Origin of the sequence: Flavobacterium gilvum (genome assembly GCF_001761465.1) — a bacterium.
In the GTDB taxonomy this organism is placed as follows: domain Bacteria; phylum Bacteroidota; class Bacteroidia; order Flavobacteriales; family Flavobacteriaceae; genus Flavobacterium; species Flavobacterium gilvum.
The window spans coordinates 1424436-1437920 of record NZ_CP017479.1; the positions used below are offsets into that span (position 1 = coordinate 1424436).

The 13485-nt window shown below is 35.2% G+C and carries 11 protein-coding genes; 3 read left to right on the plus strand and 8 right to left on the minus strand.

Translation table 11 applies throughout. The features are described 5' to 3' along the window. Positions 1–14 precede the first annotated feature (14 nt). Complete coding sequence (locus tag EM308_RS05955) at positions 15–458, plus strand: nucleoside deaminase (RefSeq protein WP_035634356.1); 444 nt, start codon at positions 15–17, stop codon at positions 456–458. Positions 459–597: 139 nt separating this feature from the next. On the opposite strand, the gene EM308_RS05960 is transcribed toward EM308_RS05955, so the two are convergent. Further along, complete coding sequence (locus EM308_RS05960; protein WP_035634454.1) at positions 598–1464, minus strand: DMT family transporter; 867 nt, start codon at positions 1462–1464, stop codon at positions 598–600. 108 nt (positions 1465–1572) lie between these two features. Here EM308_RS05960 and EM308_RS05965 point away from each other — a divergent pair, with 108 nt between their 5' ends. Then, the gene (locus EM308_RS05965) at positions 1573–1953 is read left to right on the plus strand and encodes a heavy-metal-associated domain-containing protein (RefSeq protein WP_035634359.1); all 381 of its coding nucleotides are present in this window, start codon (positions 1573–1575) and stop codon (positions 1951–1953) included. Between the two features lie 143 nt (positions 1954–2096). Here the strand turns inward: EM308_RS05965 and gldD are convergent, their stop codons facing one another. From gldD to mutY, 7 genes are all read right to left on the minus strand, one after another. Beyond that, a complete protein-coding gene (gene gldD / locus EM308_RS05970) occupies positions 2097–2660 on the minus strand; it encodes a gliding motility lipoprotein GldD (RefSeq protein WP_035634363.1) in 564 nt (187 codons plus the stop codon). Positions 2661–2725: 65 nt separating this feature from the next. Continuing rightward, positions 2726–4021: a gliding motility-associated protein GldE gene (locus EM308_RS05975; RefSeq protein WP_035634365.1), complete on the minus strand. Its 1296-nt coding sequence runs from the start codon at positions 4019–4021 to the stop codon at positions 2726–2728. A gap of 23 nt (positions 4022–4044) precedes the next feature. Continuing rightward, positions 4045–4485, minus strand: a complete 441-nt coding sequence (locus EM308_RS05980) for a single-stranded DNA-binding protein (RefSeq protein WP_035634367.1) — start codon at positions 4483–4485, stop codon at positions 4045–4047. A gap of 185 nt (positions 4486–4670) precedes the next feature. Further along, complete coding sequence (locus EM308_RS05985; protein ID WP_070261796.1) at positions 4671–6911, minus strand: hypothetical protein; 2241 nt, start codon at positions 6909–6911, stop codon at positions 4671–4673. A gap of 12 nt (positions 6912–6923) precedes the next feature. Continuing rightward, complete coding sequence (locus EM308_RS05990; protein ID WP_156101300.1) at positions 6924–9176, minus strand: hypothetical protein; 2253 nt, start codon at positions 9174–9176, stop codon at positions 6924–6926. Between the two features lie 12 nt (positions 9177–9188). Beyond that, the gene (locus EM308_RS05995; RefSeq protein WP_156101301.1) at positions 9189–11558 is read right to left on the minus strand and encodes a hypothetical protein; all 2370 of its coding nucleotides are present in this window, start codon (positions 11556–11558) and stop codon (positions 9189–9191) included. A gap of 84 nt (positions 11559–11642) precedes the next feature. After that, complete coding sequence (gene mutY, locus EM308_RS06000) at positions 11643–12680, minus strand: A/G-specific adenine glycosylase (RefSeq protein WP_035634376.1); 1038 nt, start codon at positions 12678–12680, stop codon at positions 11643–11645. Between the two features lie 133 nt (positions 12681–12813). Between mutY and EM308_RS06005 the strand changes: the two genes are divergently transcribed. Continuing rightward, positions 12814–13104, plus strand: a complete 291-nt coding sequence (locus EM308_RS06005) for an HU family DNA-binding protein (RefSeq protein ID WP_035634379.1) — start codon at positions 12814–12816, stop codon at positions 13102–13104. Positions 13105–13485 lie beyond the last annotated feature (381 nt).

A 13485-nucleotide genomic window follows, 5' to 3' on the forward strand; every position in this document is an offset into this window, starting at 1 on the left:
CTTATTTTTGTTCTATGGAAAACCTTTTCACAGACGAATATTTTATGAAAAAAGCTTTGCAGGAAGCCGAAGTGGCTTTTGAAAAAGGCGAAATTCCTGTGGGAGCTGTTATTGTTGTTGCAGACAAAATCATTGCAAGAAGTCATAATCTGACCGAAATGCTCAATGATGTTACAGCACACGCCGAAATGCAATCCATAACTGCTGCTGCCAATTTCCTTGGCGGAAAATACCTCAAAGATTGTACTTTATATGTGACTTTGGAACCATGCCAAATGTGTGCGGGAGCTTTGTACTGGAGTCAGATTTCTAAAATTGTTTATGGAGCAAATGATGAACATCGTGGTTTTACGAAAATGGGGACACAGCTACATCCCAAAACGGTTGTGGTTTCCGGGGTGATGGCAAATGAAGCCGCCGATTTGATGAAACGTTTTTTTAAGGAAAGACGCAAATGATTTTTTCTCGAGAAGGAATAAAGTTTGAAATCAATTTCTTTGCGTCTCTGCGTCTTTGCGGGAGTTACATTTAGAAATTCTTATTAAAAGATATTTTGAATTTTGTCTAACGTGTAATCTGTTTTCTGCCATCTGCAACCTATTTCCTTGCTGACAAATAAACTCCAACCAAAATGATAAAAGCACCAATACATTGAACAAATGTCAATATTTCATTGTCTAATAATCCCCAAAAGAAAGCAACAATCGGAATCAAATAAGTAACTGATGTCGCAAAAACAGGTGACGAAATCTGTATTAATTTAAAGAAAATAATATTGGCAATTCCGGTTCCAATCACTCCCAGAATTAATATGAACCAAAGGGAATGCTGTACTTTTTCCACATGAACCACATCAAAAAAGTCGGTAAAAAACAGAATGCCTAAAGCTGGAAACAATAAGACCAAAAAATTCCCTGTTGTAATGCTCAAAGAAGGCAAATCTGATAAATATCTTTTAATTAAATTGACATTCGTTGCATAACAGATAGAAGCTATCAAGACCAAAATGGCATAATAGTAATTTTGTTCGGGATGATTGGCTGCTCCGTCAAAAACCAAAAGCAAACTCCCGAAAAGCCCAATAATTACACCCCAAATCTGACTTTTTCTGAAGGTAATCCCAAAAAAAGCCGCTCCTAAAATAAGTGTATTCAGCGGAGTCAAGGAGTTTAGAATGGCGGTTATCGAACTGTCAATTTCAGTTTCGGCAATTGAAAAAAGATATGCAGGAATAAATGTCCCGAACATAGCCGTCAATGCTATATATTTCCATTGATGAAGCGGAATTTTGACCAAACTTTTAAACCCAATCAAAAGCAGAAAAACAGCCGCGAAAATAATACGCAATGAGCCTAATTGAAAAGCGGTCAATCCAACCAATCCTTTTTTTATCAGTATGAAAGAACTTCCCCAAATTAAGGACAGAACTAATAAATAAACCCACTTCAACTGCTTTGTCATCATAAATGCCATTTTGATGCAAAATTGTAAAAATTTTAAAAACTTCCGTTCCTTTTTTCATTAATTTTGCAAATAATTAGAATGAACTAAATCAACTAAAATAATAGCATAATGAATTTTACTAAATCAATAGCAATTATAGCGCTTTCAGGATTGCTTTTCGCAAGCTGTAAGGATAACAAAGCTGAGTTAAAAACTGAAGCAACTTCAACTGAAGCAGCTGCCCCAAAAGTTAAAAAAGTAATTGCTCCCGAGAATTTACAAACGGCAAGTTTTACTATCGAAGGAATGACTTGTGCCATTGGTTGTGCCAAAACAATTCAGGACGAATTAACCGCTCTTGATGGTGTACAGGAAGCCAAAGTAGATTTTGACAAAAAACTGGCAACAGTAACTTTTGACAAAACGGTTCAAACTCCAGAAAGCTTAACTAAAGTTGTTCAGGATACAGGTGACGGAAAAACATATAAGGTTTCTAATATGAAGTCTTAAGAAGAAGTGGTTAGTACTTAGTGATTAGACCTTAGTTTGGCTAACTCTATAACAAAACTAAAAGCTGAATAATTATAAAAACAGAAAAGCATTCGTTTTTGACGAATGCTTTTTTGTTTTCTATATACTAATCATTAGCAAAATCACTTCCACTTCAAGGTTTCCATCAGGCGTTGCATGTCGTTTTTGACATAACTTACCGCTGGCATGATGGAATCAAAATTGGGTTTAGCATAAAAATAAACAGAGCCCGTAACAAAATGTTTAACACTGTCGGTTACATAAAACTGGGAATTGGTTGCCGCATTTCCATCTACCTGATAAAACATTCCGTATACTTTTTTCTCAGGATTTATATAAGGCTGCTCCAAAATATCATCGGCTTTGATTACGTGTTCGTAAGTTAATTTTTGGGCATCCCTAAGTAACTGCTTCATATTGTTGTTTACCGGTTTGTATGTCAGGTAAATGGTTGCTTTCATCTTTGGGTAGGTTATCGAATAGCCGCAATCCTTATCTTCCTTTACTATTGCTTTAGAATTTTGGTCAAATTCAAAAGGGCAATGACTTTTAAAAGTAACATATTCTGCTTCGGGGTAATCCAGCCTTAAATAGCTGGCGGGTTTTGGTAAAACATCCTTTTTACAACTTATTACCGTAAATAATAGTGTAAAAAAAAGTGCTAAGGCCGTAATTTTTTTTAACATTTTGAAAATTTAATTTTTATAATGACTTTACTATTCCCCTCCTCTGGAGGGGGCAGGGGGTGGTCTCATTCAAGCGTTACTTTAATTTGTTTGATGCGTTTTTGATCGGCTGATTCGATGACAAACGTACAGTTTTCAAAAACTATTTTCTGTCCTTTTTTGGGAAAATTGCCCAAAATCTCAAGAATAAGTCCAGCCAAAGTTTCTGCTTCTCCTTTTCGTTCTTCAAATAAATTTTCGTCTACATCAATAATCCTGTAGAAATCTTTCAGGTTTATTTTGCCTTCAAAAATATAATTTTTATCGTCAATTTTGGAAAAATTTACCTGAGCATCGTCGTATTCATCACTTATTTCACCCACGATTTCCTCGATAACATCCTCAAGAGAAACCAATCCAGATGTTCCGCCATATTCATCAACCACAATTGCCAAATGGCTTTTCATGCTCTGAAAATCTTTGAGCAAATCGTCCAATTTTTTGTTTTCGGGAACAAAAAAAGGTTCGCGCAATAAGGTTGTCCAATCAAATTCTGTGTTATTAATATACGGAAGTAAATCTTTGACAAACAAAACACCTTCAATCTGATCAATATTGTCTCTGTAAACAGGGATTCTTGAAAAACCTTTTTCGATGATTTTTGAATAAATTTCGGTAAAAGTTTCAGAAATTTCCAAAGCAAAAATATCGATCCTCGGACTCATAACCTGTTTGGTATCTGTGTTCCCAAAAGAAACGATTCCTTCCAGGATTTTTTGTTCTTCGGTAGAAGTTTCGTCGGTAGCGGTCAATTCTAGAGCTTGAGATAATTGATCTATCGAGAAGTTTGACTTTTGCTTTGCTAATTTATTTTGCAAAAAAAGTGTTATCGAACGCATAGGAATACTTACTGGTGACAATATTTTGTCCAGTCCCGAAACAGGATAAGCAATCAGTTGGGCAAATTTTATGTTATTGCGGCTGGCATAAACTTTTGGCAGTACTTCGCCAAAAAGCAATAGCAGGAAAGTAACCAGAATCACTTCGGTTATAAATTTTAAAACAGGAGATTGTATCGCGCCAAAAAGATCTTTTCCAACAAAAGAAAAAAGAATAACTACCGCGATGTTAATGAAATTGTTGGCTACGAGTAAGGTTGCCAGAAGTTTTTTTGGTTTTTCCAAAAGGTTGGCAATTATCTTTCCTTTCGAATTATTTTTTTGGATGGAATCTTCTAAATCTTTTTGTGATAAAGAAAACAATGCAACTTCGGCACCAGCTACTATTGCGGAGCAAAAAAGCAAAATGATAATCCCAATAAAACCAAATACTAAAGTAAAATCAACTTGAGAAGCAATCTCTAAACTGGGCTCTGGGTCCAAATTCGTATAAATTAGTTAAACAATTAAAACGGCAAGTCGTTGATAGGCAAGTCGTTATTTTGAGGGTCAAAGTTAGTGTTTTTTGGGGATTCTGATGAATTTATTGTTTTATGGCTTTCAGTGTCTTTTTTGGTGTTCAAAAAAGTAAATTCGGTTACCTGAATTTCTGTGGTATGTTTGATAGAGCCGTCTTCGGCTTGCCATTGTCTTGATTTTATTCTTCCCTCGACATAAATTTTATCTCCTTTAGAAAGATATTTTTCACAAATTTCGGCTGCTTTGTTACGCACGACCAAGTTGTGCCATTCTGTAGAAGTAATTTTTTCGTTGGTTGTTTTGTTAACATAAACCTCGTTTGTCGCCAATTGAAATCTGCCGATACAGTTTCCTCCTTCAAAATAATGCATTTTGACATCGTCGCCAAGATGCCCAATAAGCATAACTTTATTCAATGTTCCGTTCATGATTTGGTGGTATTTCTATCAAAGATACGTTATTTTTTGAAAACTATTTTGGCATTGTTTTTTCGCTTTAGGTTTTCACCGCAAACTTGTCATGCTGTAAGCATCTCCGTCGCTAAATCCACACGCTTAGTCCATTTTCTCATAGAGTTACTTGCGGAGATGCTTACAGCATGACAATGTTGGGTTTACTTTTTCCTAACCGAAAACTCAAAATTTCCAGCACCCAACAAACCATCACCACTGACTCCTTCGATATTACCAAGAAACGCTGTATTTATATCCGAACAGAAAAAATCTACTGTAGCTTCTCCTTGCTCATTAGTGATAATATCTGGTTTCCAGAATAAAGTATTGCGGTAATCTGGACTACTATCATTAATCGTCACCTCATCATAAATGGGCTCATAAAAGACTTTTTTGCCATAATAGCCTTTAATTGTTGCAATATTAAACTTTTCTAAAAGTTGAGCTTCGGTTAGCTGTTGATTTTTGTTATAATCTGGATAAGGTGGATGTCTAGGACAATTTATAATCCCATTGAGGCAAATATAATCAGGTTTTAATTTAGATAAACTATCAAGCTTCCCGATAAACTTATCCCGAAACACTAGCTTCTTTTTTGAGGTTATTAAAACTTCTTTTAATTTATTTACCCCCGGACGATCTGTTAAAGTTGGTGAAACTTCTGTTTTTGTTTCCAATATTGCTGGTATTGGATAAAGATTTGTCTTGATTTTGCGTTCTTTGTTGATTTCTTTAAATGAAAAGTCTTTGGTATCAATACGATAGTTGGATTCTGGAGGAGCCAATAATTTTATATAGCTATAGCCTCCTTCTCCTTTTTTTAAATCATTTGGGGTAACAGTAAAACCCCCCGATGCATCCGCCATCAAAAGGTCGGTTCCTTTGTGCTCATCGGCTGTAAATATAGTTATACCTTGCGGTTGTGGTTCTTTTGTTTTTGTATCCGCTTTTTTTAAATTGACTTTGGCTTTCAGATCATCAAAAACAATCGGTCTTATATTGCCCAATTCCTTTAAATTGGATTCTTCCCAAACATAACTTCTCCATCCTTGTGTGAGCAACAATATATTTAATGCCTCTTGACCGTCTTTGTTTTTTTCGTCAAAATAATAAGCGGGATTGTAAATATTTCCTTTTAACTGGGTGGAAAGTAAATAATGGGTGAGTATGTTTTTGGAATCTTGCTTGTTTAGGTATAATTTATCATAGACACTTAATCCCAAGTGAGCCATAACGGGTTCTCCGTTTTCGTCTGTTACTTTTATTTTTAGGCTTGCTTTTTCACGAGTGTTGTAATTGTTTTTATCGAGTTCGGTTTTAATATTTAATTTTTGGTTTTGGTTTACATACACCAATCGCTCGGCAAGAGGGGTTGTCGTTGAGTCAAAAAGGGTGACTTCAGCAATTCCTTGCGGAATATCTTTCAATGGAAGTTTAATCAGTAATTCCTTTTTTAACACACCAGTTGCTACACTGTAAACCACTCCACGAACTTGTAACCAAAGGTAAACTAGCTCTTGGTTTAGAGCTGTACTTTGTGATACTTTGAAGGTCAGTGCATCTTTGGTATTACTTAACAATTGCAGCACTTTTCCATTTTGATATATCTTAGCCAAAGGAAATTTTTCTTCAGATGCCGGTTCCGTGAGTTGAATATGGTATTTTTTGTTTGCATCGGGTGTAAAAACAAAACTGCCCATACCGGCATGACTGCTTTTAAAATTGAGCACAGGATTGTCGTTTTCATACAAAATCCCCGAAACATTCACGGGCATGCCTTTTGAATTTACTGCCTTAAATCCCAAAGTACTAGGTATTCCCGAAACTAGATTTCCCCCTTCGGGAAAAGTCGTGAATTGCAATATGCTGTCTTTTGCAACAGGATTTATGGTTGGCTTATGGTTTATTGTTTTGAGAATCTCTAATTTCTTGACAGCATAAAATTCCTTTGTGTTTTTTGTATAAGAAGCCGAACTATAAGCTGCCAAAGTATAAGTCCCTTCCTGTAATGTGTCCTGTAAAAAAAGATGACCATTGACAAAACCATTTTCTATTTCGTATTTGTTTTCCCAAACAGCCTTATCGGTTTTGTCTGCTATCAATTGCACAAATAATATTTTGTTGCGAGCTGAGGGTGTGAAATTTTGCGCATCCAAGACATAACCTTTAAACCAAAGATCCTCTTCGGTTTCATAAATGCCTTTGCTGGTTTGTAAGTACACCAAATCAGAAGCATTGTTTTTGGATAAACTTAGCAATTGTTCGGCTAAATTATCCGACACAGTTTTGTTTTCTGAAACCGTTGGAGTGCTGTTTTGAGAATAAGCGGGAAAATAGAATAGCATCCACAAGAGTAGGATTCTGTAGGAAAACCTTAAAAAATGGTGTTTTTTTGTTCTCATTTTTTTTTAGATTTAATTTGCATTTTTTCTAACCGAAAACTCAAAATTTCCAGCTCCCAACAAACCATCACCACTGACTCCTTCGATATTCCCTAAAAACATGGTGTTTATATCCGAACAGAAAAAATCTACTGTAGCTTCTCCTTGTTCATTAGTGATAATATCTGGTTTCCAGAATAAAGTATTGCGGTAATCGGGACTACTGTCATTTATCGTAACCTCATCATAAATGGGTTCATAAAACACTTTTTTGCCATAATAGCCTTTAATGGTTACGATGTTGAAATACGTTAGAAGCTGAGCCTCGGTTAGCTGTTTATTACTATCATAAGCTTGAAAAGGGGGATGGTTAGGACAATTTAAGATTCCATATGGGCATATATAATCTGGTTTTAATTGAGATTTACTATCAAGCTCCCCGATAAATTTATCTCTTAATATTGATCCCTTTTTTTTTGAGGTTATCAAAACTTCTTTTAATTTGTTTGTTTTCGGGCGGTCTGAAAAAGTAGGTAAAGCTTCCTTTTTGGTTTCCAAAATTGTTGGTATTGGGTAAAGTGTTGCCTTGATTTTTCGTTCGTTGTTAATTTCTTCAAACGAAAAATCCTTGAGAGTAATATGATATTTGGATTCTGGTGGAGCCAACAATTTTAGATAGGAATAGTCTCCCTCTCCTTTTTTTAAATCATTGGGAGTGACTGTGAAATTTCCTGTTGCATCCGCCATCAAAATTTGGGTTCCTTTGTGCTCATCGGCTGCGAACAACTTTATACCCTGTGGTTGGTGTTCTTTTGTTATTGCTCCTGCATTTTTTAATCCGATTTTAGCTTTCAAGTTATCAAAAACAATCGGTCTTAATGGATTACCCAACTCTATTAAATTGGATTCTTCCCAAACATAACTTCGCCATCCTTGTGTGAGCAATAATAGATTTAATGCTTCTTGACGGTCTTTATTTCTCTCATCAAAATAATAAGCGGGATCATAGATATTTCCTTTTAATTGGGTGGAAAGCAAATAATGGGTGAGTATGTTTTTGGAATCCTGTTTGTTTTGATACAATTTGTCATAAACACTCAATCCTAAATGCGCTATTACAGGTTGTCCGTTTTGGTCGGTCACTTTTATTTTTAGGTTTGACTTATCGCGAGTATTGTAATTATTTTTATCGAGTTCAGCCTTAATATTTAATTTTTGGTCTTGGTTTACATACACCAATTGCTCGGCCACAGGTTTAGAGCTACTATCAAAAAGAGTGGCTTCTGCAATGCCCTGGGGAACATCTTTTAAAGGTATCTTAACCAATAATTCTTTTTTTAATAAACCGCTTGCAATGCTGTAAACCACTCCTCGAACTTGTAATCGTAGATAAACAGTTTCTGGATTTAGAATAACACTTTGTGAGACTTTAAAGGTGAGCTCCTCTTTTGTATTTCTAACTAATTGCAACACTTTTCCATTTTGATAAATCTTCGCCAAAGGGAATTGCTCTTTTCGTGCCGGTTCTTTGAGTTGAATGTAGTATTTCTTATTGGCATCGGGCGTAAATAAAAAACCGCCCATACCGGCATGACTGCTTTTGAAATCGAGCAACGGTTTATCGCTCTCATACAAAGTGCCCGAAACATTTACTGGTAGTCCTTTTGAGTTTACAGCCTTAAATCCCAAAGTACTCTGAATTCCCGAAACTAGATTTCCTCCTTCGGGAAAAGTGGTGAATTGCAAAGTACTGTCTTTTGCAACAGGATTTATGGTTGGCTTATGGTTTATTGTTTTGAGAATCTCTAATTTTTTGACAGCGTAAAATTCCTTCGTATTTTTCATATAAGAAGCCGAACTATAAGCTGCTAAAGTATAAATTCCTTCTTGTAATGTATCTTGTAAAAAAAGATGCCCGTTGACAAAACCATTTTCTATTTCGTATTTATTTTCCCAAACAGCCTTATCCGTTTTGTCTTGTATCAATTGCACAAACAAAATTTTGTTCCGAACTGAGGGAGTGAAATTTTGTGCATCCAGAACATAACCTTTGAACCAAAAATCTTCTTCGGTTTCATAAATGCCTTTGCTGGTTTGTAAATACACTAAATCGGAAGCATTGTTTTTGGACAGGCTTTGCAATTGTTCGGCTAAATTATCCGATACAGTTTTGTTTTCTGAAACCGTTGGAGTGCTGTTTTGGGAATAAGTGGGTAAATAGAATAGCATCCACAAGAGTAGGATTCTGTAGGAAAACCTTAAAAAATGGTGTTTTTTTGTTTTCATTTTTTTCAAGATTTAATTTGCATTTTTCCGAACCGTAAACTCAAAATTTCCAACTCCCAACAAACCATCTCCACTGACTCCTTCAATATTCCCTAAAAACACAGTATTTATATCCGAACAGAAAAAATCTACTGTAGCTTCTCCTTGTTCGTTTGTGATAATATCCGGCTTCCAGAATATAGTATTGCGGTAATCCGGACTGCTGTCATTTATTGTCACTTCGTCATAAATGGGTTCGTAAAACACTTTTTTGCCATAATATCCCTTAAACATTACGATGTTGAACTTTGACAAAAGCTCCGCTTCTGTTAGGTTAGAGTAGTAGTGGTAAACTAGCACCTTACTATCATCATTCAAATAAGGACCACATGGACTGACTTGTGTATATTGAGAAGTATCTACATATTCTCCTCCTTCTACAGGTTTTGCTCTAGTACCTGGACAACATCCATCCTTACAACGTGGACAATTTAAATAATTAGTACTGGTACAATAAAAATCATTAGTAAATTGCATTACTCTTGCCAAACTATCCAATTTACCGATATACTTATCTCGAAACACTTTTTTCTTTTTTGAAGTTATTAAAACTTCTTTTAATTTATTTATTCCGGGGCGATCTGGTAAAGTTGATAAAACTTCTTTTTTTGTTTCCAATACTGCTGAAATTGGATAAAGTACCGTCTTGATTTTACGTTCTTTGTTAATTTCTTCAAATGAAAAATCTTTGAAACCGATATGATAGTTAGATTCTGGGGGAGCTAATAATTTTAGATAGATGTAGCCTCCCTCTCCTTTTTTTAAATCATTGGGGGTAATGGTGAAAGCTCCCGTTTCATCAGCCATCAAAAGGTCGGTTCCTTTTTTTTCGTCGGCCGAAAATATTGTTATGCCTTGTGGTTGTAGTTCTTTTGTTTTCGCATCCGCTTTTTTTAAATTGACTTTGGCTTTCAGATCATCAAAAACAATCGTTCTTATATTACCCAACTCTTTTAAATTGAATTCTTCCCACACATAACTTCGCCATCCCTGGGTGAGTAACAGTAGATTTAATGCTTCTTGGCGATCTTTATTTTTCTCATCAAAATAATAAGCGGGATTGTAGATATTCCCTTTTAACTGGGTGGAAAGAAAATAATGCGTAAGTATGTTTTTGGAATCCTGTTGGTTTTGATACAATTTGTCATAAACACTTAATCCCAAATGCGCCATAACGGGTTGGCCGTTTTCGTCGGTTACTTTTATTTTTAAACTTGCTTTGTCTCGAGTGTTATAATTACTTTTATCGAGTTCAGTCTTAATGTTTAATTTTTGGTCTTGGTTTACATATACCAACCGCTCGGCAAGAGGTTCTGTGTTTGCTCCAAAAAGAGTAACTTCTGCAATTCCTTGCGGGATATCGTTTAAGGGAATCTTAATTGTTAATTCTTTTTTCAACAAACCACTTGCAATACTGTAAACCACTCCTCGAACTTGAAATCGGAGATAGATGATTTCTGGATTTAAGGCGGCACTTTGAGATACCTTAAAGGTCAGGGCTTCTTTGGTATTCCTCAATAATTGCAATACTTTGCCGTTTTGATAAATGTGTGTTATAGAAAATTGCTCTTTGGATTTGGGCTCTGTGAGTTGAATATGATATTCTTTATTCGCATCGGGTGTAAAAATCAAACTCCCCATACCGGCATGACTACTTTTGAAATCAAGTAAGGGTTTATTGTTTTCGTACAAAGTCGCCGAAACATTCACGGGTATGCCTTTTGAATTTACTGCCTTAAATCCCAAAGTTCCTTGAATTCCCGAAACCAAATTTCCTCCTTCGGGAAAAGTGGTGAATTGCAAAATACTGTCTTTTGCAACAGGATTTACAATAGCTTTATGGTTTATTGTTTTGAGAATTTCTAATTTTTTGACAGCATAAAATTCATTTGTATTTCTTGTATAAGAAGCCGAGCTATAAGCCGCCAAAGTATAAGTTCCTTCCTGTAATGTGTCCTGCAAAAAAAGATGACCGTTGACAAAACCGTTTTCTATTTCGTATTTGTTTTCCCAAACAGCCTTATCCGTTTTGTCTGCTATCAATTGCACAAATAATATTTTGTTGCGAGCTGAGGGTGTGAAATTTTGGGCATCCAAGACGTAGCCTTTAAACCATAAATCCTCTTCGGTTTCATAAATGCCTTTGCTGGTTTGTAAATACACTAAATCGGAAGCGTTGTTTTTGGACAGGCTTTGCAATTGTTCGGCTAAATTATCCGACACAGTTTTGTTTTCTGAAACCGTTGGAGTGCTGTTTTGAGAATAAGCGGGTAAATAGCAAAGCATCCACAAGAGTTGGATTCTGTAGGAAAACCTTAAAAAATGGAGCACTTTTGTATTCATATTTAAGATTCCTCTTGGGTTTTTTGTTCACAAGATTTATAAAAATACAAAAAAGACTGGAATAATTACATCGAAACAAGCATCTTACAATTTATCTTCAATGAAATTATGAATCACAATCGGAAACGGAAAAGTTTTGGCTGTGTCTAGGTCAATTCCATTTTTAATTTCGCCTTTCAAACTTGCTTTCCAGAATTTGATGTATAAATGCTGATGCGATAATTTATGAACGATACTTTCTTCATTATATAGGATTAGGCTTTCTATTTCGTTTTTCGGAAAAAAGGTTTGGTTGATTTTTTGAGCCAAGGTTTCAAAATCTTCAGGCTTTTCGGTTTCGAGTAAAGGAAATTCATATAGATTGTGCCAAATTCCTTTCTCAGTCCGTTTCCGAATAAAAGTTTTCTCCATTTCATCGACAGCCACTATATAATTAAAGTAGCGATTGCGGACTTTTGTCTTTTTTAATTTCACAGGTAATAGATGTACTTTCTTTTTTTGCAAAGCGGCACAACTAGTAGCAAAGACACATTCTGTACAATTTGGATTTTTCGGCACACACTGCAGGGCGCCAAATTCCATTATAGCTTGGTTGAATAATGCTGGGTTTTCTTTTGGCATTAATTCAAAAGCCAAAGCTGCAAATTCTTTTTTGGCAGAAGCCTGTGCAATATCAGTTTCAACATCAAAATAACGCGAAAGCACCCGGAATACATTTCCGTCAACAACGGGCACACATTCATTATAGGAGAAAGATGCAATGGCGGCGGCGGTATATTCTCCAATTCCTTTAAGTTTTAACAACTCGGTATAATTGTCTGGGAAAATACCATTGCGGTCAAAGGCGATTGTCTGAGCTGTTTTGTGGAGGTTTCGTGCGCGGGAATAATAACCCAATCCTTGCCAAAGTTTTAGTACCTGTTCTTCCTCGGCTTTCGCCAAATCAAAAACAGTCGGAAAAGTTGTGGTAAAAGCCAAAAAATAAGGCATTCCCTGAGCGACTCTCGTTTGTTGAAGCATAATTTCTGAGAGCCAAATCGGGTACGGATCGGTGGTTTTTCGCCATGGTAAATCCCTTTTGTTTTGTAAATACCACTTAATTAGAATGTTGTGAAATTTCATTGTAAAAAAATTGTAAACAAAAGTAATTGTTTATGTAATTAAATTTTAACGATTTAGGTTGATTTATTGTTTTTTAAATTCATATATTTGCAAACTCAAAAAAATTATTACAACATAATAAAAAGGAAAGAAAATGACGAAAGCAGATATCGTAGCAAAGATTTCAGAAAAATTAGGTCTTGAAAAAGGGGATGTGCAAGCAACCGTAGAGACTTTTATGAATGAAGTGAAAAACTCACTAGAAACTGGAGATAATGTTTATTTAAGAGGTTTCGGTAGTTTTATCGTTAAAACAAGAGCTGAAAAAACTGGAAGAAATATTTCCAAAAATACCACTATCAAAATTCCTGCACACAACATTCCTGCATTCAAACCTGCAAAAGTTTTTGTTGAAGGTGTAAAAGTGAACAACGAAGCAAAATAACACTATTAATTAATTTATAAAATCTATTAGATATGCCAAGTGGTAAAAAAAGAAAGAGACATAAGGTAGCAACGCACAAACGTAAAAAAAGAGCGAGAGCTAACCGTCACAAAAAGAAAAAGTAGTTTTAAACTACTTTTTCTTTTTTTAAGTTCATTGAAATTGAGATTTAAGATTGAAGATTACCGATTTACGATTGCAGATTTAAAAAATCTAAAATCAAGAATCAAAATTCAGAAATCTAAAAATCTCCCCGGGTACAATACCTGTTAAATTATTGTTTAATCCATCCTTGCTGAAAAGTTTGTAGTTGATGGTTTGTCGTTTATTTGTATTTTAACAACAACCCAAAAACCAAAAACAACAAACATAAAGTTCGGA